General features: G+C 33.8%; 21 protein-coding genes. 16 read left to right on the forward strand and 5 right to left on the reverse strand.

The features are described from left to right. The first annotated feature begins 27 nt into the window (after nucleotides 1-27). The 4 genes from Q0910_RS25290 (at nucleotide 28) to Q0910_RS25305 (ending at nucleotide 4,064) form a co-directional block, all read left to right on the forward strand. The gene (locus Q0910_RS25290) at nucleotides 28-612 is read left to right on the forward strand and encodes an acyl carrier protein phosphodiesterase (RefSeq protein ID WP_299222884.1); all 585 of its coding nucleotides are present in this window, start codon (nucleotides 28-30) and stop codon (nucleotides 610-612) included. Further along, nucleotides 609-1,001, forward strand: coding sequence for a hypothetical protein (locus Q0910_RS25295; RefSeq protein ID WP_299222885.1), 393 nt, complete (start codon nucleotides 609-611; stop codon nucleotides 999-1,001). Before Q0910_RS25290 ends, Q0910_RS25295 begins: the two co-directional genes overlap by 4 nt. Before the next feature lie 16 nt (nucleotides 1,002-1,017). After that, nucleotides 1,018-2,721 carry a gamma-glutamyltransferase gene (ggt, locus tag Q0910_RS25300; protein ID WP_299222887.1) on the forward strand — a complete coding sequence of 568 codons (1,704 nt, stop codon included), beginning with the start codon at nucleotides 1,018-1,020 and terminating at the stop codon, nucleotides 2,719-2,721. 284 nt (nucleotides 2,722-3,005) lie between these two features. Then, a complete protein-coding gene (locus tag Q0910_RS25305; protein WP_299222889.1) occupies nucleotides 3,006-4,064 on the forward strand; it encodes a T9SS type A sorting domain-containing protein in 1,059 nt (352 codons plus the stop codon). A 133-nt stretch (nucleotides 4,065-4,197) separates the two neighbouring features. On the opposite strand, the gene Q0910_RS25310 is transcribed toward Q0910_RS25305, so the two are convergent. Continuing rightward, nucleotides 4,198-5,502, reverse strand: a complete 1,305-nt coding sequence (locus Q0910_RS25310) for a CoF synthetase (protein WP_299222890.1) — start codon at nucleotides 5,500-5,502, stop codon at nucleotides 4,198-4,200. A 204-nt stretch (nucleotides 5,503-5,706) separates the two neighbouring features. Next, complete coding sequence (dnaK, locus tag Q0910_RS25315) at nucleotides 5,707-7,614, reverse strand: molecular chaperone DnaK (protein WP_299222892.1); 1,908 nt, start codon at nucleotides 7,612-7,614, stop codon at nucleotides 5,707-5,709. A gap of 236 nt (nucleotides 7,615-7,850) precedes the next feature. Between dnaK and Q0910_RS25320 the strand changes: the two genes are divergently transcribed. Together Q0910_RS25320 and Q0910_RS25325 are read left to right on the forward strand one after the other, a co-directional pair. Next, nucleotides 7,851-9,275 carry an L-serine ammonia-lyase gene (locus Q0910_RS25320; RefSeq protein ID WP_299222894.1) on the forward strand — a complete coding sequence of 475 codons (1,425 nt, stop codon included), beginning with the start codon at nucleotides 7,851-7,853 and terminating at the stop codon, nucleotides 9,273-9,275. A 9-nt stretch (nucleotides 9,276-9,284) separates the two neighbouring features. Further along, nucleotides 9,285-9,959, forward strand: coding sequence for a CPBP family glutamic-type intramembrane protease (locus Q0910_RS25325; protein ID WP_299222896.1), 675 nt, complete (start codon nucleotides 9,285-9,287; stop codon nucleotides 9,957-9,959). Nucleotide 9,960: 1 nt separating this feature from the next. On the opposite strand, the gene Q0910_RS25330 is transcribed toward Q0910_RS25325, so the two are convergent. Then, complete coding sequence (locus Q0910_RS25330) at nucleotides 9,961-10,365, reverse strand: nuclear transport factor 2 family protein (protein WP_299222898.1); 405 nt, start codon at nucleotides 10,363-10,365, stop codon at nucleotides 9,961-9,963. Nucleotides 10,366-10,587: 222 nt separating this feature from the next. Here Q0910_RS25330 and panB point away from each other — a divergent pair, with 222 nt between their 5' ends. The 4 genes from panB (at nucleotide 10,588) to Q0910_RS25350 (ending at nucleotide 13,563) form a co-directional block, all read left to right on the forward strand. Beyond that, nucleotides 10,588-11,406, forward strand: a complete 819-nt coding sequence (panB, locus tag Q0910_RS25335; RefSeq protein WP_299222900.1) for a 3-methyl-2-oxobutanoate hydroxymethyltransferase — start codon at nucleotides 10,588-10,590, stop codon at nucleotides 11,404-11,406. Between the two features lie 76 nt (nucleotides 11,407-11,482). After that, on the forward strand, nucleotides 11,483-11,833 hold the full coding sequence (locus Q0910_RS25340) for a four helix bundle protein (protein WP_299222902.1): 351 nt from the start codon (nucleotides 11,483-11,485) through the stop codon (nucleotides 11,831-11,833). A gap of 31 nt (nucleotides 11,834-11,864) precedes the next feature. Continuing rightward, on the forward strand, nucleotides 11,865-12,563 hold the full coding sequence (locus tag Q0910_RS25345) for an RluA family pseudouridine synthase (RefSeq protein ID WP_299222905.1): 699 nt from the start codon (nucleotides 11,865-11,867) through the stop codon (nucleotides 12,561-12,563). 139 nt (nucleotides 12,564-12,702) lie between these two features. Beyond that, entirely contained in the window at nucleotides 12,703-13,563 is an 861-nt protein-coding gene (locus Q0910_RS25350; protein WP_299222907.1) for a hypothetical protein, read from the forward strand. Between the two features lie 63 nt (nucleotides 13,564-13,626). Here the strand turns inward: Q0910_RS25350 and Q0910_RS25355 are convergent, their stop codons facing one another. Then, entirely contained in the window at nucleotides 13,627-14,487 is an 861-nt protein-coding gene (locus tag Q0910_RS25355) for an EamA family transporter (RefSeq protein WP_299222909.1), read from the reverse strand. A 12-nt stretch (nucleotides 14,488-14,499) separates the two neighbouring features. Beyond that, on the reverse strand, nucleotides 14,500-16,044 hold the full coding sequence (locus tag Q0910_RS25360) for a hypothetical protein (protein WP_299222911.1): 1,545 nt from the start codon (nucleotides 16,042-16,044) through the stop codon (nucleotides 14,500-14,502). Between the two features lie 207 nt (nucleotides 16,045-16,251). On the opposite strand from Q0910_RS25360, the gene Q0910_RS25365 reads away from it, so the two are divergent. From Q0910_RS25365 to Q0910_RS25390, 6 genes are all read left to right on the forward strand, one after another. Next, nucleotides 16,252-17,424, forward strand: coding sequence for a 2-isopropylmalate synthase (locus Q0910_RS25365; protein ID WP_299222913.1), 1,173 nt, complete (start codon nucleotides 16,252-16,254; stop codon nucleotides 17,422-17,424). Between the two features lie 56 nt (nucleotides 17,425-17,480). Continuing rightward, complete coding sequence (gene leuC / locus Q0910_RS25370) at nucleotides 17,481-18,863, forward strand: 3-isopropylmalate dehydratase large subunit (protein ID WP_299222914.1); 1,383 nt, start codon at nucleotides 17,481-17,483, stop codon at nucleotides 18,861-18,863. Between the two features lie 6 nt (nucleotides 18,864-18,869). Next, a complete protein-coding gene (gene leuD, locus Q0910_RS25375) occupies nucleotides 18,870-19,457 on the forward strand; it encodes a 3-isopropylmalate dehydratase small subunit (RefSeq protein WP_299222917.1) in 588 nt (195 codons plus the stop codon). Between the two features lie 70 nt (nucleotides 19,458-19,527). Then, entirely contained in the window at nucleotides 19,528-20,643 is a 1,116-nt protein-coding gene (gene leuB, locus Q0910_RS25380; protein WP_299222919.1) for a 3-isopropylmalate dehydrogenase, read from the forward strand. A 636-nt stretch (nucleotides 20,644-21,279) separates the two neighbouring features. After that, nucleotides 21,280-22,455: a hypothetical protein gene (locus Q0910_RS25385; RefSeq protein WP_299222921.1), complete on the forward strand. Its 1,176-nt coding sequence runs from the start codon at nucleotides 21,280-21,282 to the stop codon at nucleotides 22,453-22,455. Between the two features lie 7 nt (nucleotides 22,456-22,462). Beyond that, nucleotides 22,463-23,470: a hypothetical protein gene (locus Q0910_RS25390; protein WP_299222923.1), complete on the forward strand. Its 1,008-nt coding sequence runs from the start codon at nucleotides 22,463-22,465 to the stop codon at nucleotides 23,468-23,470. Nucleotides 23,471-23,478: the final 8 nt, after the last annotated feature.

Raw genomic sequence — 23,478 nt, forward strand, 5'->3', positions numbered from 1 at the left:
CTTTCTAAAAAATTGTAAATTCACCTAATGAATTTCTTAGCCCATATTTACCTTTCCGGAGATGACCAAGAGCTTAAAATAGGCAACTTCATTGCCGACTCAGTCAAAGGAAAAAAATTTAATCAATTTCCAGACAGAGTCCAAAAAGGAATCACGCTGCATCGCAAAATTGATTCGTATACCGATAGTCATCCTACGGTTAGAGAGAGCGTTTTAAGGTTGTTTCCTAAGTATGGACATTACAGTACGGTAATTGTGGACATATTATACGACCACTATCTTGCTGCTTACTGGAGTGAATACTCTAAAACTCCATTAGAAATTTATGTTTCGAATTTTTACGATTTACTTCAGGAGTATTATGAAGTGTTACCAAAGCGTGTTCAGGATTTTTTGCCATATATGTTGCGTGACAATTGGTTGTTAAGTTATGCTACTATTCCTGGTATTGGCAGAATACTCTACCAAATGAATCACAGAACCAAAAACAGATCGAAAATGAACTTTGCTGTGGTTGAACTAGAACAGTATTATAATGATTTTGAAAGAGAGTTTCGTTCTTTCTTTGAGGAACTTGAATTGTTTACAAAAAACGAAATGCGAAATCTATGAGAATTTTGTGCCTTTTTTTTATTTTGTATTTTGCTTTTTCCTGTAAGAAAATAGAGAATGACTATAGCGGAAAGAATATTTGTAAGGAACAAATTTTAACATCATCAAAAAATGGATATACTAAAAACTACTATCCTAATTCCATAAACTTAGAAAGTATTGGTCATTATGAGAAAGGAATCTTACAAGGTTTCTGGAAATACTATTATCGAAATGGAAACATAAAAGCTGAAGGACATTATGAAAAAGGAGAAAAACAAGGGTATTGGAAAGCGTATCATAAAAATGGAAAAATCAAATCCGAAGGTCATATTTACAATTGTAATCCTTCTGGTTATTGGAAATTTTATGATAAAAAGAACAACCTAATAAAAGAAAAAAATTACTAACAAAATCTTGAATACCATGAGATCATTTTTTCTCTTACTTTTTATTTTAGTTATCTCTTGTAAAACTACTCCCGAACCTGAAGTTAGTATCAAAGTCAAACCTGTTTTTGGAGTCATAGAAAAAAACGCAATGGTAGTTTCTGCAAGAGAAGAAGCTTCTAAAATTGGTAAAGAGATTCTCCAGAAAGGCGGAAATGTATTTGATGCTATGGTGGCCACAGAAATGGCATTAGCCGTTTCCTACCCCTATGCCGGTAATCTTGGCGGTGGTGGTTTTATGGTATACAGAAAGGCTAATGAAGAAACAGGAGCTATTGATTATCGAGAAAAAGCACCTGTGGCAGCATTTAAGGATATGTATTTGGATGAAAATGGAGATCCTATTCCAGAAAAAAGTCAGTTGGGAGCAATGGCCGTTGGAGTTCCAGGAACTATTGCAGGAATATTCGAAGTGCATAAAAAATTTGGAACATTATCCATAGAAGAATTATTAACTCCCGTTGTCGAACTAGCAAATAACGGATATATAATTACCGAAAAGCAACAAAAAAGATTAAATCATTATAGAGAGTTATTTATCGAAACCAATAAAGACACTATTCTATATGCTAAAACTTATAAAGCACTAGATACAGTAAAAAACCCAATGCTTGCAGCTACGCTTCAGAGAATTATAGAAAATGGAAGAGATGAATTTTATAAAGGAGAAACTGCTCAGAAAATGGTGAACTATCTCCAATCTCAAGGAGGTATCATTACTATGGAAGACCTGAGTAAATACCAAGCTAAATGGCGTGAACCGGTTAAGTTTACCTACAAAGATCTTAACGTAATATCTATGTCTCCACCTTCTAGTGGTGGAGTATGCCTGGCACAAATTATGAAAATGATCGAACCATATGAACTTAGCACCTATGGACATAATTCGTTAAAATCTATTCAAATAATAACCGAAGCAGAACGAAGAGCATATGCCGATAGGAGTTTTTATCTGGGAGACCCTGATTTTGTAAAAATCCCAATAGATACCTTAATAAGTGAATCCTATCTATCGGAAAGGATGAAAGATTTTAATCCTAAAAAAGCTACTTTATCTTCGGATTTGAATTATGGAAGTATTCCTGGATACGAAAGTAGCGAAACCACACACTACTCTATCATTGATCAATTTGGAAATGCGATTTCGGTTACGACCACTTTAAATGGCGCTTATGGCTCTAAACTTTATGTTCCTGAGTTAGGATTCTTTTTGAATAATGAAATGGACGATTTTAGTGCTAAACCTGGAACGCCTAATATGTTCGGATTACTTGGTGCTGAAGCGAACTCAATTGCTCCAGAAAAAAGAATGCTAAGTTCAATGACACCTACCCTTGTCGAGAAAGATGGAAAACTATGGATGTCGGTTGGAACCCCTGGTGGATCTACCATTATCACCTCTGTACTGCAAACTATTTTGAATGTAAAAGAATATGGTATGACTATGCAGGATGCAGTAAATGCTCCTCGTTTTCATCATCAATGGTTGCCCGATCTTGTCGTTTTTGAGCCTAATTCATTCGACAAAAAGATACTTGATAGTTTAAGGACTAAAGGCTACAAGACAAATGAAGAAGAAAGTAGGGTTATTGGCAAAGTGGACGGCATTTTGGTATTACCAGATGGTAGTTTAGAAGGAGGTGCTGATAAACGTGGAGATGATACGGCAGTTGGGTTTTAAAATAAAATCTTTAGGTAATAAAACAAAAAACCAACACTACAATATTCACAAGTTATTACCATATACACCACTATTCTTTCAATAAAAAACGTTAAAAACTTCACGTTTTCATAAAAAAAATAACGCAAAAGCTCTTTGTTTTAAGACAATGCAACATAATTATTATTAATTGCAACAATTCTTTCATTGTAGATTTATCCTTAAGAATACTTTAGTGGAAACTAATTAACATTGCCAAAACGTAAACATATTTAAAAAAAAGCAATGTTTAAAATTATGTAATTATGATCAAAACATTATTTTCATTTCTACTATGCTTCTTTGGTATTTATAGTATTTCTGCTCAATATTCTATAAGTTACGATTCTAATGATCCTGTTACCGTTGTCGCCGGTCAGTCAATAACACTAAACTATACGTATACCGCTTCAATGCAGGTGGGTGCCCAATTCCAAATTTTTGAAACTGATGTTTCAGGTATTTTTGGAGGAGCAACCGCCATAGGAACAGCAGTAGCGGAGTTTCCTACTCTTGATGCAGGAACTGATGTAATGGGCACAATCACTCTTAATATACCCGCAAATTTGCCATTAAGCTCATCTCTTTCTGGAACCGAGTATCGTATCTTCGGTAAATTAAGTTCTGCTATGAATTCTGATGCTACGGAAGATGCCACCTGGGATACTGCTGGAGCATACCCACTAATTACAGTTACGGCACCACCATATTCTATAACTTATGATTCAGGAAATCCTGTTTCCGTTGTTGCTGGAGAATCTATTACTCTAAACTATACATATTCCGCTTCTATGGACGTAGACACACAATTTCAAATTTTTGAAGCTGATGTACCAGGGATTTTTGGAGGCGCTACGGCAAATGGTACTGGAGTTATCGTTACTCCAACAGTTACTGCAGGAACAGATGTGTCGACTACAATAACACTGGATATACCTTTAGACTTCCCAACTAGCTCCTCTCTTTCGGGTACTAAATATTATATTTTTGGAAAACTATCTTCCGCTGCAAATCCAGACGCTAGTTCTGATGCAGATTGGAGTGTTGCTGGAGAATATCCAGAGATTACTATAAATGAAAACACGCTTAGCATCAATGATTTTACTGCTTTTGATAGAGATAAATTATATTTTAATAGTACTTCAACCTCTTTAGTAATTAACGACACAAACGAAATAAAATCTCTAAACATTTATAATGTAATGGGGAAAAAAGTATTCAAAATTGAGAATATCAAAAACACAACAAATGTGGATTTATCTACACTCCCAAAAGGATTATATATCGCCAGATCTGATTCGAAATTTTTAAAGTTTGTGAGATAAGACAGTAGTAATTTACAGATTAAAATTATATCAACTTATACTAAACAGAAAGCCAATACTCATATTGGCTTTCTGTTATATTATTGATGTAAGAATTTTGTATTTAATATCAAGATTTTATAAAAAAGATACATTACGATTTAGAATGATAGGTGTTCGTTACTTCTCTTCTTTTTCCTGAAGATAGTAAAGGAATTTCATCTACATATTGTATCTCTATATTAGCATCTTGCCCAAAATATTCTTTATACTCCTCCAACATTTTATTTTCATCCACCTTCTTATTAGTATTCAGTTTAATAAGATAATCTTTTTCTCCATACTGCACTAATTGGAATTGCTTATAATCTCCGTACTTACATAATTTATATGAAACATGAGAAGGTATAATCTCTCCTTTTGTATTATATATAAGATCTAACTTCCTTCCTCCTATGGATGATAAATAAGACACACCGTTTGGATCCATTTCTATTATGCCGACATCGCCCGTATCATATCGAATCATAGGCATGGCGTAATTATGCAAATCGGTTACTATAATTCTTCCTAATTTTCCTGGATGCACAGGAACATCTTTATCTATATCAAAAACCTCTATATAGTAGCTCGCAGTATTGATTATAAATTTAGAAGTAACACCTCTATCCTCCTGCGCTATAATCCCATTTTCATTATTAGAATATCGTGAGACTGGAACGACTCCAAAATATTTTTGCATACTAGTCCTTACATAATCATTAAGCCCCTCTGACATTGTGATTATAGAAACTATATTATCAATTGAGCCTGAATTGTTTTTATCTAAGTACTTACAAATCTTTTCGAATCCCGATGTATACCCAAGGAAACTCTTCTTACCAGGGTTTTCTTCTAGTCTTTTTATGAGATTAGCAATATTGTTATCTTCAAGCCTAAAAACGCTCTGAGGGACTATATTCTGCCACCAAAACTTCGAAAGTATAGTATGTTTATAGTTATCGGGCCAAATTTTTATGTATATTAGTTTTTGACCTATTTCATAACCGGATCTATTAGAGAAATATAAATTATCTCCAGTATTTCTGCATCGTTTGCTCTTGTTTTGCAAAACAGAAAAAGGTGCACCAGTAGAACCACTAGTGGATATTAAGGTACATTTATTTGCTTTATATTTTGAAGACTTGAATTCTTCAAAACTATCCCGGACCATATTTTTATTAATTACAGGAAAATCTGAGATAGAGTTATAACCAGTATATTTTTGATAGAACCAGGTAGTACTTACGGCATGTTGTAATATTTTTTCAAGATAGGTATCCTTTCTATCTTTAGTGAACTGAGAACCTGGCGTTTCAATCAACTCTTTAATATCTTCATAGTGCTTCCTAATATCGTTTCCATTTAAGATATCAAAAAACCAAAAGACTTTTCTCCGAAAAACTTGTAACAAACTCATTAGTATATTCCATTACTTAGACCAAACGTAGTTAGATCTGATAGTGGTTACCCATATTAAGAATAAAGATGTGTAAAATAAGGTACAATAACCAGGGGGTATTTTAAGCCAATATAAAAGTAAACTATTTTTATTTACGCTACATATAATAACAAAAAAAATGCACAGCTTTCACTGTGCATTTTTCATATAGAATAACAATTCTTATTTCACTTCTTCAAAATCTACATCTTCCACATCACTAGCTTCAGAATCTCCTCCTTCAGGTTGTGCTCCAGCTTCTGGTCCAGCTGCACCACCTTGTGCTTCTGCCTGTGCCTTATACATTTCCTCACTAGCTGCTTTCCAGGCTTCATTAATCTTATCAAGCGCTGGCTGTATAACAGCAAGATCTTTAGTTTCATAAGCTTTCTTTAATTCTTCTAAAGCTTCTTCTACTGGTTTCTTATTATCATCAGAAATTTTATCACCAAACTCTTTAAGCTGCTTTTCTGTCTGGAAAATCATTCCATCCGCTTCATTTAGCTTGTCTGCAGTTTCTTTTGCCGCTTTATCCGCTTCTGCATTTGCTTCAGCTTCTTGCTTCATTTTCTCGATTTCCTCTTCTGTTAATCCTGAAGAAGCTTCGATACGAATATCCTGAGACTTATTCGTAGCTTTATCTGTAGCAGAAACTTTGATTATACCATTAGCATCTATATCAAAAGTTACTTCGATCTGAGGTGTTCCTCTTTGTGCTGGTGGAATTCCATCCAAATGGAAACGACCAATAGTCTTATTATCCGCAGCCATAGGACGTTCTCCCTGTAACACGTGAATCTCTACAGAAGGTTGATTATCTGCCGCTGTAGAAAACACTTGTGATTTCTTAGTAGGAATCGTAGTATTTGCTTCAATCAGCTTAGTCATTACATTACCCATTGTCTCAATACCTAGAGAAAGTGGTGTAACATCTAATAACAATACATCTTTTACATCTCCTGTAAGTACTCCTCCTTGGATTGCAGCTCCAACAGCAACTACTTCATCCGGATTCACACCTTTACTTGGTGCTTTACCAAAGAACTTCTCTACTGCTTCCTGAACTGCAGGAATACGAGTAGATCCTCCTACTAGAATGATTTCATCTATATCACTTGTAGATAATCCCGCTGCTTTAAGAGCAGTACGACAAGGTTCAACAGTACGTTTTACTAAATCATCAATTAATTGATCAAATTTAGCTTTTGTTAATGATCTCACTAAGTGTTTAGGGCCACTTGCAGTAGCCGTCACATATGGTAAATTGATTTCTGTCTGTGAAGAAGACGACAACTCAATTTTTGCTTTTTCTGCAGCTTCTTTAAGACGTTGTAAAGCCATTGGATCTTTACGTAGATCCATATTCTCTTCACTCTTAAACTCTTCTGCTAACCAGTCAATAATTTTTTGATCTACATCATCTCCTCCTAAATGTGTATCTCCATCAGTTGATAATACTTCGAATACTCCATCACCTAATTCAAGAATGGAAACATCATGAGTACCTCCACCAAAATCAAATACTACAATCTTCTGATCAGTACCTTTTTTATCAAGACCATATGCCAATGCAGCCGCTGTAGGCTCATTGATAATTCTTTCTACTTTAAGACCTGCAATTTCTCCAGCTTCTTTAGTAGCTTGACGTTGTGCATCATTAAAATATGCCGGTACAGTAATTACCGCTCTTGTAACATCTTGTCCAAGATAGTCCTCTGCTGTTTTCTTCATTTTCTGAAGTGTCATAGCAGATAATTCTTGTGGTGTATATAAACGACCATCGATATCAACTCGAGGTGTATTGTTGTCTCCTTTTACTACTTTATAAGCAGCTCTTTCCGCTTCTTTTGCTGATTCAGAGAACTTATTCCCCATAAATCTTTTAATAGAAGAGATTGTTTTAGTTGGGTTCGTAACTGCCTGACGTTTTGCAGGGTCACCAACTTTAATTTCTCCTCCTTCTACAAATGCAATTACAGACGGAGTGGTTCTCTTACCCTCTGCATTAGGTATAACAACGGGCTCATTACCTTCCATCACAGAAACACAAGAGTTTGTTGTCCCTAAATCTATTCCTATTATCTTACTCATATTATTATATAAATGTTTTAGTGTTGTTCCTAATAATTTATTGCACATAAGTCAATGATTATGCCACGACAATTTATATGACAGGATGTCATTACTCCTTACTAATAAATAGAACATTATTAAAACAGAACGTAAAAGAAAAATATCACCGTACCTTAAGTATTCATTAAAAAAAAGTGTTCTTTTTTATCAATGCCCTATATTTACCCCTACAACTTTATACTCAATTAAGAATTATGGAATGTATCAGTATTTTTGATATGTTAAAGATAGGTGTAGGCCCATCTAGTTCTCACACTTTTGGTCCCTGGAGAGCAGGAAGACGATGGATTGCCGAATTGAAAGAAAACAACTTGTTTGACTCAGTAGAAACAATTACAGTAGACCTATTTGGATCCTTATCCCTAACAGGAAAAGGGCATGCTACAGATATAGCTTCTATTTTGGGTTTATGTGGATATGATCCTCAAACTATTGATGTAACATCCATTTCTACTATTGTGGAAAACATTAAATCAAACAAGATCTTATTATTCAATAAGGAGTCCCGGATTAATTTTAACCCAGAAACCCATATCATATTTAATAAAGAGTTTAAAGAATTTCACCCGAATGCTATTACTTTTACTGCTACACTAAATAACAAAGAAAGAATTGCTTCTACATTCTATTCTATAGGAGGCGGTTTTGTTGTGCAAGAAGAACGAAAAAGAGAAAGGAAAAAAATGGAAGCTTTCAGAGAATTTCCACTTCCCATTCAAAAAGCAACAGACCTTATAACATACTGCGAAAAAAAGAACAAGAAGATATCAGAAATTGTATTAGAAAATGAACGCTCTCTTCAAACTGATAACGAAATAGATGCAAGAATAGCAAACATATGGAATGTTATGTTAGAATCCATGTATCTTGGTTGTCATACAGAAGGCACACTTCCTGGAGGATTAAATGTAAGACGTCGCGCTTATGACACCCATAAAAAACTAATAGGGACTAAAGAATATGCTAATCCAACTGAGTGGATAGAATCCATAAGAGATACTGAAGTGAAATTTCGCCAAATACTAAAGTGGGTGTCTTGTTTTGCACTAGCTGTAAATGAGGTAAATGCTTCTTTAGGTAGAGTTGTTACGGCACCAACGAATGGAAGTGCTGGTGTTATACCAGCCGTTATGATGTATTATATGGTGATCGAAAATCACGATGCAAATTTTGATGACATAAAACAATTTATGCTGGTAGCTGGAGAAATTGGCAGTTTATTTAAAAAAGGTGCTACCATATCCGCTGCTATGGGTGGTTGTCAAGCAGAAATTGGAGTTTCTTCTGCTATGGCAGCTGGAGCATTAGCAGAATTGATGGGTGGCACACCTGAACAAGTAGTAATGGCAAGTGAAATTGCCATGGAACATCATTTAGGCTTAACCTGTGATCCTATTGGTGGTTTAGTACAGATTCCCTGTATAGAACGTAATGCTATGGGAGCCATAAAAGCAATCAATGCTTGCGAAATGGCTCTAGATTCTGATGTAGCTAATGCCAAAGTACCTTTAGATAAAGTAATAGAAACTATGTGGGAAACAGCAAAAGACATGAATACTAAGTACAAAGAAACTAGTGAAGGTGGATTAGCAGTTAAAGTAAGTTTAAGCGATTGTTAAAACACATGAATGTTTAGAGATATTTTATTTAGTAAAATCAAAAATCTACTTGTCTCTTACTTTCGATTATTCGGATTGTATATCCTCTTTTTCATTTGTGTAGCATTACTCCAGAGTATATTTCCATATCTAGACCTTCAAAAATATTCTCAGGATAGTATTTTAGAAATTTTGAAGGATAACAAGCTTAAAGCTTTTATAGCTATGGTAGTATTTGCCCCTGTCATAGAAGAACTCATGTTCAGAACCTTACTGAAACCAAAAGTAAAGGAGATTTTATTATTCTTAAGTTCATGGACACTTTTTATTATTGGGTTATTTATTACTTTAGAATTAGAATGGTATGTTCGTTACTTAATCTTGACAGTTTCCATTTGCGGTATATTCTTTATATATGAACAATTAATCTCAAAAAAACAACTTCAAAAACTTAAGGATTTTCTCGAGAATCGTCAATTAATAACGCTTCAGATTACCTCAATAGCCTTCGGTTTTCTTCATATTTTTAATTACGTAGATTCTTTTAAGATAGATAGTATTTTATTCCTTCTTATTGTTCCCAGAATCATTGCAGGACATATGTTTGGGAAGCTTAAAATAGAAAATAGCCATATCATTTGGCCAATCCTATTGCACGCGATCAATAATGGAGTTGTATTTTTAATAATTAGTAGCAGGCCCTAAATTATTTACAACCTTCTCTTTTTCGAGTATCAGCTATTGCAATAATTCTCCAAGTCTTACCATCATTAAATAGTTGAAAAATATTAACTCCACAATGGCTAAATTGATCATTCACATAAAACTCATAAGGAGTCCATATCTGGGCTATACGATCATCTGCATCAACCCTGAAATCCAATAATTTTTCTAACCATTTTTGATCCTTTGGTCTATTATGGATTGCTTCCAAAAACTTTTCAATTTTTGTTGTATTTGTTTTTACTTTCCCATCTTTGGTCTTAAATATAGTTTGCATAACCATATCCATGCTTAGTATTGTTTTCTTGATTTGCACAGTATCTCCACTATGAAATCCTTCAAAAAAATCTAATACCGCTTGTTTTGCATTTTTTTGGTTTGTATCCATTTCTTTTTGGGAAAAAACAGCATTGCATGAAATAAATAAAAAGAATGCTACCAGGAATTTACACATAATGTCTGAGCTTTAATTTACCTAAAATTAAGGTTTTAATTGTTTTATCAAAAATATAAGTATTACTTCTCTTAAATAAATTTAAATCAAAAATAATATCCTCTTGTTACGATCTTACTAATTGATTACTTTTACGACACTAAATTAACACACAAAATGTCTACAGCAAAAAAAGATTACAAGCGCGTTACGGTAAAATCTCTGATAGAGATGAAAGCCAACAAAGAGAAAATATCCATGCTTACAGCATATGATTATACAATGGCAAAAATTGTGGATGGCGCCGGAGTCGATGTTATTCTCGTTGGTGATTCTGCATCTAATGTGATGGCAGGTCATGAAACTACATTACCAATCACGTTAGACCAAATGATATACCACGCATCTTCTGTAATTAGAGCTATTGACAGAGCATTGATTGTTGTAGATTTACCTTTTGGTAGTTATCAAAGTGACCCTAAAGAAGCATTACGTTCTGCTATCCGAATCATGAAAGAATCAGGTGGACATGCCGTAAAACTCGAAGGAGGAAAAGAAGTTAAAGAATCTATTAAGAGAATTCTTAACGCAGGAATCCCAGTAATGGGACATTTAGGATTAACTCCACAATCCATTTATAAATTTGGAACCTATACTGTACGTGCTAAAGAAGAGGAGGAAGCGAAGCAACTTAAAGAAGATGCCTTGATGTTACAAAAAGCGGGATGTTTTGCAATCGTTCTAGAAAAAGTTCCTGCCAAACTAGCTAAAGAAGTAGCAGAAAGTTTAACAATCCCTATTATTGGAATTGGAGCTGGGAATGGTGTTGATGGACAGGTATTGGTAACTCACGATATGCTTGGTATGACACACGAATTTAATCCTCGTTTTTTAAGACGCTATTTAGATTTATATACTGAAATGACCAACGCATTCCAACAATATGTCTCTGATGTAAAATCGGTAGACTTCCCTAATGATAATGAACAGTATTAATGTTGTTTGGATTAGTTGGATTATTAGATTATTGGATAGTTAGATTCTTGAATAACTAGATTGTTTATTAAAAAATATGCATAGGTTTAAAGATTTAGAAATATGGAAAAAAAGTCGTGTTTTTTGTTCCAGCATTTATGACATCACATCTAGGTTTCCTGAAACTGAAAAGTTTGGGTTGACAAACCAATTAAGGAGAGTAGCAGTATCCATTCCTTCAAATATAGCTGAAGGATCTTCTAGACAATCAAATAAAGATTTTGCTAGATATCTTCAAATTACTTTAGGTTCTGCCTATGAAATTGAAACGCAACTCCTTATTTCTTTAGACCTAAAATTTATTAATCAAACTGAATTAGATATACTTTTAAGTGACTTGGAATCCATTGTTAAGATGACTTCAAAATTCAAATCTACATTAAAATAGTTCTAAAAATCTAGCAATCCAACGATCTAACATGTCAGAAAAAATAATTTCAAATAAATCCAACCTTCAGGTTCTTTATGAAGATAATCATCTGATTATCGTTAATAAGCGAGCTGGAGATATCGTGCAAGGTGATAAAACCGGAGACAAACCGCTTAGTGAAATAGTTAAGGAATATATTGCAGAAAAGTACGATAAACCAGGAGCTGTTTATCTAGGTGTCGTGCATCGGTTAGATCGCCCTACAAGCGGAATTGTTGTTTTTGCCAGGACAAGCAAAGCACTTCCTCGGCTTAATAAACTATTCGCTGATAAAGAAGCAAAAAAAACATATTGGGCTGTTGTAAAAAATGCTCCTCCAAAAGAAAATGATACGCTTATTCATTGGCTAAAGCGTAACCCAAAACAAAACAAATCATACGCCCATAAACATGAGGTAACGGATAGCAAAAAAGCTGTTTTGGATTATCAGATCATAAAAAAACTAGATAATTATTACGTTTTAGAAGTTGACCTCCATACAGGTAGACACCATCAAATAAGATCTCAACTGTCGAGTATTGGATCCGTAATTAAGGGGGATTTAAAATACGGAGCAAATCGAAGCAATAAAGACGGAAGTATACATCTTCATGCTAGAAAACTTACCTTTATACATCCTGTAAAAAAAGAACCCTTAATGATCATCGCTCCTCCTCCATCAGATTCAATCTGGGATGATTGTATGTAAGTTTTATTTAAAACTGTTATCTTTTATAGAATCAATGCTTCTTTTCTAATTATACTTTTCTGAGGTAACAATTTATTCTATTAGTACACTAATATATATAGGTAACTCATTTTTTTATCTCATAACAAATTAATAATAAATGGATTATATATCATATTCGTCAGAATTATTTAAAGATATTGATTGGAGTTTTATCTGGAGTATTCTTAGAGATATTGTACTTCCGAATTCAGGAACTCTAATTTTTAATATCATCCTATTTCTATTTTTAGGTATTATAATAGCTATTATATATTGCATTGTACTATGGCGTAAGGGTATTTTTAAAAGAACACCTAAATATTATAATTGGGCAGTAAAATTATACATTCCATTACTTATTGTAGGAATTCTTTATATTTTCGGTCAGTGGGGTTTTATAAGAGGTATCTATAAAATACTGGATAATGAAAAGACAATGATTGTTAAAGGTGTATATAATTCCTCTATACAGCAAATTTTTAAATCTGAAGATACCAAAAATAAATTTGTACTGTCAGCTCAAATGTTAGCAATGAAAGTCAAATCGGATTCTAAAGATTATGCTATTTTTTTTGAAAAATACTTTAAAAAGTACGACACGGGTAGTTCTTTTCTAAATAAAACCAAAAATAAACTAGCAGACTTTATTGTTTACAATTACACTGATGATCTGTACACATTAACGATGTATGCATTGATAACTTCTGCTGGTAGAGGGCATATCGATCTTTCTGAAGCATTACCGTATGATGAGTTTAGCGCTGCTATGGGTTTATTATTAGAAGTAGGATATCAGGATATTGAAAAAGTAGTTTTACACAAATTAAGTGAATGGTTTTCTATGGGTATTACATCTCAATATAATGGAATCGTAAAATCACTATTAATTCTATTATTTCTAATTCTAATTCTTCCCTTATTAGAATATTTTATATACAAAAAATGGATAGCTCCAAAATACATTGCCAAAACAACATAGTTCTAGATATTAAAAAATCATAGAATTCTTAAATACCTCATAGGTTGGGTTAAGAATATTAGATCACCTATAAGATCTCACACTTTCTATTACTACGGAAGTCAAGATTAATGTCCCCCCGATAATCGTAGTTAAAACCGGTATTTCTCCTAAAAAAATCATCCCGATAATAATTCCGTAAACCGGTTGTATACTACTTATGATACTAGCTGTAGTTGCAGAAAATCGTTTTAAACTAAACAAAAACAATGTATGACCAATTGCCGTAGTTAGTATTGCCAATACCAACGTCCAAGGCCATTGAGTAACAATTCCGGAACTATCCATAACAAAAAGTGTTGGCAACAGCATCATACTAATTATAACAAGTTGATACCACATTAACATTGAGCCATGATAATTGCTCACTTTAGTCTTCATAATTAAATTCCGAAGTGCATAACACAAAGCGGATATTACACCAAAGCCAACAGCTTTTGCATAAGAATTTTCCAGGCTAAAATCAGGTACCAAAAAATAAATTCCTAATAAAACCAAGGCTCCTAAAACCAAATGCATTTTCTGAAATTTTGTTTTCAGAAGTATGGGCTCTAAAAAAGAAGTGATTACCGGATACGTAAACAAAGACAACATCCCAATAGCCACATTAGACATCCTTAATGCATAGAAATAGGTAATCCAATGCAATCCCATAAGTACACCACCGATAATTATGGTAAAGCGATCTGCAGATGCGATTCCAAACGAGATTTTTTTCCATTTACAAAACAAGAACAATATGATTCCTGCTAAAATAGCTCTAAAAGCAATAGTTACAGGTACAGGCATATCAATATATCTACCTAGTGCTCCAGAAGTACTGATGAAAAGCATGGCTAGATTTAATTCCAGAATATTACGTAGGTGTTGAGTATTTTTTGGCATACAATAGAATGGTTATCGAACCAGTTTTTTTGATTTTTCTTTGATTATATCTGCCACTGGTCTGCCTTCTATATTACTTTCTAACCAAGAGAGAATATCGAGATATAAGAAAGCTCTTTTTTCATATGGATGATCCTCGTACTGTTTCAAGGTTTTATGAAGCTTCCTAAACTCATCTTTAATCTGATGAGGAAAAATATCTCCTAGGTTTTTAAGAAACTTAATCATTTCTTTCTGCACTGCATGTAAGTCATCCATTTTTATCAAAAATCGATACGTCTCCTTCAATTGAGTTTCTAAATGATAATCCATCCCTGCTTCATAATGCGCTACCAAACTAAGTACTCTGGCGAAACACATTAAATCTTCTCGCATTTTTAGAGATTTATTATTAATAATTTTACTTAAGTACTCTATACATTTACGGTGATTGGCCATCCCGAAATACAAACAACCGATCTTATAATATAACACCATGATATGATGATCATCCAAACGATTCTTATACTCGGTAATTCCCTTTAAAATTTCGGCCACCAAATATTCTCCTTCATCAAAGGTTCCTTCTAAAAAATGAACATTGAGTCTATTATTGTATATAAACTGAAACGAAAGCACCTCTATATTATCATCAACAGGAAAATCATCAGATTTAATAGTCTTTTCGAACTTACTCAGTGTTAGCTTAAGCTGCGTTTTGCCTTGGATCAAATATAACGACTCTAACAAATAATGATTTCCTCTTAGAAAAAACACTGGATTAAGAATGATCATTTTAGGGTTTTCATAAAACAGATCTACCCATTTTTTAGAATACTTATAGCAGGATAAAAAATCCTGCACCATAAAACTATACCATAAATGCGCTTTGTATAACCATAACTTCTCTCTAAATCCAAGGATGTTCCAATCGTACTTTGGTAGTTTACTTTCGAAATAGTTAGTGATTATCTTATGTTCTTTATCATTTCGTACATATCCACTTTTTATCATCAACCCATATAACTGAAGCGAAAGGTTAGACAATCGACTGGTCAACACATTTTTCATGCTTAGCATTTTAGCCTCAATCGTCAATTCATCTGCTCGGCTATTAATACTTCTTGTTATGTATTGGGTTTCAATAACTTTTTCTAATTCTACAATTTCATAAGCAATGTTATTCTCTTCATTCTCCTTTGCTACAGTTTTTGCTTTATCCAAAATTTTTAAGCTTTGCTTATAAAGTCCTTTATGATATAAAATTGTAGCAAAATCGAGTTGTTCTCTTATCTGCGATCTTACATTTTGGTGTAATGGGCTTAGTCTAAGGCTGATCAATATCTGTTTATACAAATGGGCTTTAAGATTAGAAAGCTGCTGTTTTTTGACAATTCCTTTAGATACGATAAGTTCTTCATCAAGAGATTCACTTTTATCCAAATGGTTAAAAAGTGCTAAGAACTTAGAATCAGTATTTACCCCTAATCTTCCAACGTACACCTTAAATTGTCGTTTTTCAGACTTAGAAAGTGACTTCACTAAGACAAACAAAGGATCTTTTTGATCATTAGTCATTGTAAGAAAATATATTGTAATTAATTGATTAAAAGAAAGTTAAGTCACAATCAAAACACTTCAACATTGTAAAAGACGTAGCTAAATCCCTTCTTTTTGAATAACCAAAATATAAATTCGTAAGAGAATACTAAAACATCTTAGAATAATATTTTAAAAAGATATCATTTAAAGAGATTATCAAAATTAATAATTCACATAATTCCTATGAGCGATAATAAAGTCCAAATTTTTGACACCACCTTAAGAGATGGAGAACAGGTCCCTGGTTGTAAGTTAAATACAAAACAAAAATTAGTGATTGCTGAGCGACTAGACCTTCTAGGAGTTGATGTAATAGAAGCCGGATTTCCGGTATCGAGTCCAGGAGATTTTACTTCGGTTACTGAAATTGCAAAAATCGTAAAAAACGCAACAGTTTGCGGATTAACCAGAGCTGTCGAAAATGATATTAAAGTTGCTGCAGAAGCACTTAAATATGCAAGAAAACCAAGAATTCATACCGGAATAGGAACATCAGAATCTCATATAAAATATAAATTTAATTCTACTCAAGATAAAGTAATCGAACGTGGAATTGCTGCTGTAAAATACGCTAAATCTTTCGTGGAAGATGTAGAGTTTTATGCCGAAGATGCTGGACGTACAGATAATGAGTTCTTAGCAAGAGTCTGTGAAGCTATGATCAAAGCAGGAGCAACCGTTCTAAATATACCTGATACTACCGGTTACTGTTTACCCGAAGAATATGGAGCCAAAATCAAATATCTAAAGGAAAATGTAAAAGGCATTGATAATGTTATTATCTCATGTCATTGTCATAATGATTTAGGATTAGCAACAGCCAATTCTATTGTAGGAGCCATAAACGGAGCAAGACAGATAGAATGTACTATTAACGGAATAGGAGAACGTGCAGGAAATACTGCTCTGGAAGAGGTAGTTATGATTATGAAACAACATCCGTATCTAAACCTAAATACAGATATCAATTCTAAGCTATTGTATGATACAAGCTTAATGGTTTCTGAAAGTATGGGTATGATGGTACAACCTAATAAAGCGATTGTCGGTGCTAATGCTTTTGCACATAGCTCAGGAATACACCAGGATGGAGTTATTAAAAATAGAGAGACCTATGAAATTATAGATCCAGCTGAAGTTGGAGTAACAGAATCAGCCATCGTACTCACAGCAAGAAGTGGTAGAGCTGCTCTGGCTTATAGAGCTAAAAAAATTGGGTATGAATTAACCAAACTTCAGCTGGATGAAGTATATAAAGAATTCCTAAACTACGCTGACAGAAAGAAAGAAGTAGTCAATGAAGATATCCATCAGATTATGAAAACTGTTGAGGTCGAAATGGCAGTAGTTGCTTAAGCAACTTATCGTATCATCTCTTTTTGCTAAAGAATACGTAGGAATTTAGAAAACATATGAAGAAGACATTATTTGATAAAGTTTGGGACGCACACGTCGTCAAAGAGGTAGAAAATGGTCCTCAGGTACTTTATATAGATCAACATTTAATCCACGAAGTGACAAGTCCGCAAGCATTTAATGAACTTGAACAACGTGGAATTCCTGTTTTTAGACCTAATCAAATAGTAGCCACAGCGGATCATAACACGCCAACCATTGATCAGCACCTACCCGTAAAAGATCTTTTATCCAGAAATCAATTAGCTCAGCTAACAGAGAACTGTAATAAAAATGACATCACTTTATATGGATTAGGTCACAAGTACAATGGTATTGTACATGTAATGGCTCCAGAATTAGGTATTACTCAACCAGGTATGACGATGGTTTGTGGTGATAGCCACACCTCTACTCACGGTGCATTTGGTTCTATTGCTTTTGGTATTGGAACCAGTCAGGTTGCACAAGTATTTGCAAGTCAGTGTTTATTACTTCAGAAACCTAAAAGTCTTCGTGTAAATGTAAACGGTAAATTAAAACCAGGTGTTTTACCCAAAGATGTGATCCTTTATGTGATTGCAAAACTAGGAACCAATGCAGGTACAGGATATTTCTGTGAATATGCAGGTAATGTATTCGAAGAAATGTCCATGGAGGGTCGGATGACCGTCTGTAATATGAGTATCGAAATGGGAGCTCGTGGAGGCATGATTGCTCCTGATGAAACTACTTTTGAATATGTAAAAGGACGAGAGTTCGCTCCAAAAGGAGAAGCATATGACAAAAAAGTAGCCTATTGGAAAACGCTACCAACTGATGAAGATGCTGTTTTTGATAAAGAATATCATTTTGATGCGGCAGATATAGCACCTATGATTACCTACGGAACCAATCCAGGAATGGGAATCAAAGTCACAGAAAACATTCCGACAGAAAGCAATGCTTCTTTTGAAAAATCACTAGCCTATATGAATTTCGAAAAAGGGCAATCCTTAATAAACCAAGAAGTTAATTATGTCTTTATTGGAAGTTGTACCAACAGTAGAATTGAAGATTTTAGAGTTGCAGCAAGTTATATAAAAGGTAAGAAAAAAGCGGATAGTGTTACAGCTTGGTTAGTACCTGGGTCACAGCAAGTAGCTTCGCAAATAGTTGATGAAGGACTGAATGAAATTTTTGAAGAAGCTGGGTTTCAACTCAGACAACCAGGATGCTCTGCTTGTCTGGCTATGAATGATGATAAAATTCCGGAAGGAGAATACTGCGTTTCTACTTCCAACAGAAATTTTGAAGGTCGACAAGGACAAGGTTCTAGAACTATTCTTGCCAGTCCACTTGTAGCTGCAGCTACTGCAATTGAAGGAAAAATTGTGGATATCACTAAACATTTGAATTAAAAAATTATGGATAAGTTTATCAAACTCACCTCCTCTGCTATACCCTTACCTATAGAAAATGTAGATACAGATCAGATTATTCCGGCTCGTTTTCTAAAAGCAACCGACCGTGAAGGTTTTGGAGAAAATTTGTTTAGAGATTGGCGTTTCCATAAAGATGGAAGCGCAAATGAGGATTTCTCTTTAAACAACGCTAATTATTCCGGAAGTATTTTAGTGGCTGGAGATAATTTTGGCTGTGGCTCCAGTAGAGAACACGCGGCTTGGGCGATTCACGATTACGGATTCAAAGTAGTGGTTTCTAGTTTTTTTGCGGATATCTTTAAAGGAAATTCACTGAATAATGGATTACTACCTGTTCAAGTTTCTCCAGAATATCTTCAAGAATTATTTACTGAAATCGAAAAAGATCCAACAACCCAAATAGAAGTAGATCTAGAGGTACAAAAAATCACAATTCAATCAACAGGATCTGAGGCTAATTTTGAAATAAATAATTACAAAAGGATGTGTATGATAAATGGATACGATGATATTGATTTCCTTCTAAGTAGTAAAGAAGAAATTGAAGCATATGAAAATGCAAGAGTATAAAAATAAGAAAAACAAAATACAGAGCTAAGAAAATACCTCGACAAGCTCAGTGTGACATAATATACTATTTATGAAACTAGAAATCGCTGTATTATCAGGAGACGGAATAGGACCAGAAGTAACTACTCAAGCCATAAAAGCGCTCGATGCAATTGCTCATGCATTTGATCATACTTTTATTTTCAAAGAAGCATTAGTAGGTGCTATCGCTATTGATAAAACCGGTAATCCACTACCAGATGATACTTTACAGCTTTGTGCAAATACAGATGCTGTTCTTTTTGGTGCCATCGGTGATCCCAAATATGATAATGACCCAAGTGCAAAAGTACGTCCGGAACAAGGATTACTGCGCTTACGTAAAGAGTTAGGATTATATGCTAATATCAGACCGGTAAAAGCTTATGAAACTTTGTTGGATAAATCTCCACTAAAAAGAGAAATCATAACAGGAACAGATATCTCGATATATCGAGAACTTACTGGTGGTATCTATTTTGGAAAAAAACACCTAAACGAAGAAGGAACCGTAGCCTCCGATTTATGTGAGTACTCTAAGGAAGAAATTGAGCGTATATCACATCTTGCTTTTAAAGCGGCACAAAACCGCAGAAAAAAGCTAACCTTGGTGGATAAAGCGAACGTTTTAGAATCTTCCCGTTTATGGAGAAAAGTGGTTACTGAAATTGCTACAGCGTATGAAGATGTAACGCTGGATTTCTTATTTGTAGATAATGCTGCCATGCAAATGATTCTTAATCCTAGCCAGTTTGATGTGATCCTCACAGAAAACATGTTTGGAGATATTATTTCTGATGAAGCCAGTGTTATTGGCGGATCTATAGGTTTATTAGCATCAGCATCTGTTGGTGACACCTGCTGTATGTTCGAACCTATTCATGGATCCTATCCACAAGCAACCGGAAAGGGAATTGCCAATCCGATTGCCGCTATTTTATCTGCAGCCATGTTATTAGAGCATTTTGATCTTATTGATGAAGCAAATTCGATCAAAAATGCTGTAGAAAAAGCATTAGAATTAAATCTTACCACTCCAGATCTTAATAGTACAAATCCATTAACTACAGAAAAAGTAGGAGATTTCATTTATGATTACATCCTTAATCCAGAAGATTCCAACATGAATTTCGAAAATATACACGTAGGACAATCTACAATCATATAGTATTAGTTATATGTTTTTATCAAAAAGCAATTAGGTTTTTATAATCTGGTTGCTTTTTTTGTTATCCAAAGTTTTAGGTTTTACGCCTAGAGCAATGCTATTTCTGTTTACCGAGCTTCGAGAACCTCAGCCCTCATTTATTTCCGAAGGTTTAGGGTGAGTTTACTAAGCTTCCGCTATGCGGGTATTGAGTTTGTCAAAATACAACCTTCCGAACCTAATTCATTTCGAACCTTGAGCGAAGCCGTAGGGTGAGTTCTCCAGGTTTCGGTTACGCTCAGCCCTCTTTCATGTTTTGACCAATGGATGCAGTCGAAGAGTGAATTCTTAAAATTATTTTAAAAAAAAATGAATTTTGATAGTAACATATTACAATCTCAGGACACTATCTAGTATAAAATAGAACTTAATAGGGGCATTAGAAGCTTTTAAAAAGATAGTGTACGGGAGAAATTACCTGCAAAAATCTGATTTTCAGAATAATGACAAGAATAGTGTTTTATCAAACAAATTTGTTAATAACAATCTAGTTTCAGTTTACCTTATTATCCCATTAATTTTATTTTTGCGCCCTTCTTCTGCGCTCGGAAAAGAAGATTTTACGAGATCAATTAATAATATCATTTTTTTATAAGTATGAGAAAGTCATTGTTTTTTTTATGTATTTTAATATCAAATATTAATGTTTTTGGGCAGGTCAACTTGAATTCTTCCACAGGAAGGGTAATAGATATTGATACCGATTTTTCTTTTAGTTTAACTGACAAGAAATACGATAGAGTCTTATTACAATCTGGATGGTTATCTGGAATAGGGGATTATTTATCTATTAAACATGGTGGAGGAAATACTGAAGCTGGAACATATGGTTTTCGTATTGGTGATCATTCCGGTTTTGATTTTGGTAAAAATGATTTTAGTTCCTCATTTCTAAAGATTATGACTAATGGTAAAGTTGGTATTGGAACAACAACTCCTAATGAAAAACTTCATATTCAGGACGGGAATTTATCAATAACAAACTCTCAAGGAAATTCTAGTGAATATTTTGGGGAAATAAAGTTTTATAATAGGTGGGCTTCTAATAATATAACTGCTGCGTCAATTGGAGTAAAAACTAAAAATGGTTCAAACCCATTTAATTATTCAAACATTGTCTTTAACACATGGAATGGATATAATTCATTATCTGAAAAGATGAGAATTAATCATAACGGTAATGTCGGTATTGGAACTACCAATCCAACAGAAAAACTACATATTCAGGAAGGTAATATAAATATATATGGTTTTAACACTTCCAGATATATTCGTTTTACAGAAACAAATCTTCAGGGAGGATTTATTAACTACGATGGTACATCTAATGTTTTGAATATCGGTGTTAATAATATCAATAATAGTGATTCCAATAATGATTATAATAGTATTAGTATTACAAGATCTAATGGTAATGTCGGCATCGGCACCACCACACCAGATGCTAAACTTGCTGTTAATGGTAATATTCATACCAAAGAAGTAAAAGTCGATTTAATCGGTTGGGCAGATTATGTATTTACAGAAGATTACAACCTCCCTACCCTACAACAAGTAGAAGATCATATTGCTAAAAAAGGTCACTTAATAAACATTCCATCGGCAACAGAAGTAGCAGAAAATGGTATCCAGTTAGGTGAAATGAATGCTAAGCTTCTTGAGAAGATCGAAGAGTTGACATTGTATACGATTGCACAGGAGAAGAAATTGATTGAGCAAAGAAGAGAAATTGAAGAATTTAGAAATGAACTTAACAAGCTTAAAATTAAATAATAAAACTATGAAAAATGTATTCTTTCTCATTGTTCTTTTTTGTATAAACTTTTGTTTTGCTCAAATAGACATTGATCAAAATGGTTTACGAACTACCGTAACTGATGATTTTGCTGCTTCTGCAACTCAGGCAAAACGATATGAAATAGCAAAAGTAGGGTATAATTCATATCATTGGCAACGCGGCGCTCTTATAATGGTTGAGCTATTTCAAACTCGTTATTCATCGGGCTATGAAAAGTATATAGTGCAAATTGGATATAATGAAGGTACAGGTACTACTGCGCCAAAAGTTTATCTTGTAGAATCTAGAGGAATAAATCACAATGCTAGAATTGTATTAGGAGAAAGTACAGACTTATCAACTTCCACCAGTGGACATATTAATAAAGTTATTTCCATCTACGCTGATGTACGATATTATACAACTTATAAAGCTAAAATCACGCACTTAAAAAATAAAGTCAATACGGTAACAACACTAGATCAAATACAAATTAACACAAGTCCTAATTCAATTGACATTCCTGATTTTACAGTTTCTTCTATAGTAAATAATACTATTCAATCAACTGGAAATTTACAGGTCTCTGGAGAAGGTCCACATTATATATCTGATGGTAACTTAGGAATCGGCACCACATCACCAGACGCTAAACTTGCTGTAAACGGAAATATTCATACTAAAGAAGTAAAAGTAGATCTTATCGGTTGGGCGGATTATGTATTTAAAGACGATTACAACCTTCCTACCCTAAAACAAGTAGAAGATCACATAGCTATAAAAGGACATTTAATCAATATCCCATCGGCAGCAGAAGTAGCAGAAAATGGTATACGGTTAGGTGAAATGAATGCTAAACTTCTAGAGAAAATTGAAGAATTGACTTTGTATACGATTGCACAGGAGAAGCAATTGAAAGAACAGGAAACAATCAATAATCAACTTAATGCAAATAACCAAAATCTGGAAGCTAGATTAGCTAAGATTGAGGCTTTGTTAGGTAAAGAATAAATACAATT

This window comes from uncultured Aquimarina sp. (assembly GCF_947495315.1).
Lineage (GTDB): Bacteria > Bacteroidota > Bacteroidia > Flavobacteriales > Flavobacteriaceae > Aquimarina.

What these genes read in the sequence shown, in the direction of transcription:
- Q0910_RS25290 (WP_299222884.1), top strand. Translation starts at nt 28, where the DNA reads ATGAATTTCTTAGCCCATATTTACCTTTCCGGAGATGACCAAGAGCTT.
- Q0910_RS25295 (WP_299222885.1), top strand. Translation starts at nt 609, where the DNA reads ATGAGAATTTTGTGCCTTTTTTTTATTTTGTATTTTGCTTTTTCCTGT.
- ggt (WP_299222887.1), top strand. Translation starts at nt 1,018, where the DNA reads ATGAGATCATTTTTTCTCTTACTTTTTATTTTAGTTATCTCTTGTAAA.
- Q0910_RS25305 (WP_299222889.1), top strand. Translation starts at nt 3,006, where the DNA reads ATGATCAAAACATTATTTTCATTTCTACTATGCTTCTTTGGTATTTAT.
- Q0910_RS25310 (WP_299222890.1), bottom strand. Translation starts at nt 5,502, where the DNA reads ATGAGTTTGTTACAAGTTTTTCGGAGAAAAGTCTTTTGGTTTTTTGAT.
- dnaK (WP_299222892.1), bottom strand. Translation starts at nt 7,614, where the DNA reads ATGAGTAAGATAATAGGAATAGATTTAGGGACAACAAACTCTTGTGTT.
- Q0910_RS25320 (WP_299222894.1), top strand. Translation starts at nt 7,851, where the DNA reads ATGGAATGTATCAGTATTTTTGATATGTTAAAGATAGGTGTAGGCCCA.
- Q0910_RS25325 (WP_299222896.1), top strand. Translation starts at nt 9,285, where the DNA reads ATGTTTAGAGATATTTTATTTAGTAAAATCAAAAATCTACTTGTCTCT.
- Q0910_RS25330 (WP_299222898.1), bottom strand. Translation starts at nt 10,365, where the DNA reads ATGGATACAAACCAAAAAAATGCAAAACAAGCGGTATTAGATTTTTTT.
- panB (WP_299222900.1), top strand. Translation starts at nt 10,588, where the DNA reads ATGTCTACAGCAAAAAAAGATTACAAGCGCGTTACGGTAAAATCTCTG.
- Q0910_RS25340 (WP_299222902.1), top strand. Translation starts at nt 11,483, where the DNA reads ATGCATAGGTTTAAAGATTTAGAAATATGGAAAAAAAGTCGTGTTTTT.
- Q0910_RS25345 (WP_299222905.1), top strand. Translation starts at nt 11,865, where the DNA reads ATGTCAGAAAAAATAATTTCAAATAAATCCAACCTTCAGGTTCTTTAT.
- Q0910_RS25350 (WP_299222907.1), top strand. Translation starts at nt 12,703, where the DNA reads ATGGATTATATATCATATTCGTCAGAATTATTTAAAGATATTGATTGG.
- Q0910_RS25355 (WP_299222909.1), bottom strand. Translation starts at nt 14,487, where the DNA reads ATGCCAAAAAATACTCAACACCTACGTAATATTCTGGAATTAAATCTA.
- Q0910_RS25360 (WP_299222911.1), bottom strand. Translation starts at nt 16,044, where the DNA reads ATGACTAATGATCAAAAAGATCCTTTGTTTGTCTTAGTGAAGTCACTT.
- Q0910_RS25365 (WP_299222913.1), top strand. Translation starts at nt 16,252, where the DNA reads ATGAGCGATAATAAAGTCCAAATTTTTGACACCACCTTAAGAGATGGA.
- leuC (WP_299222914.1), top strand. Translation starts at nt 17,481, where the DNA reads ATGAAGAAGACATTATTTGATAAAGTTTGGGACGCACACGTCGTCAAA.
- leuD (WP_299222917.1), top strand. Translation starts at nt 18,870, where the DNA reads ATGGATAAGTTTATCAAACTCACCTCCTCTGCTATACCCTTACCTATA.
- leuB (WP_299222919.1), top strand. Translation starts at nt 19,528, where the DNA reads ATGAAACTAGAAATCGCTGTATTATCAGGAGACGGAATAGGACCAGAA.
- Q0910_RS25385 (WP_299222921.1), top strand. Translation starts at nt 21,280, where the DNA reads ATGAGAAAGTCATTGTTTTTTTTATGTATTTTAATATCAAATATTAAT.
- Q0910_RS25390 (WP_299222923.1), top strand. Translation starts at nt 22,463, where the DNA reads ATGAAAAATGTATTCTTTCTCATTGTTCTTTTTTGTATAAACTTTTGT.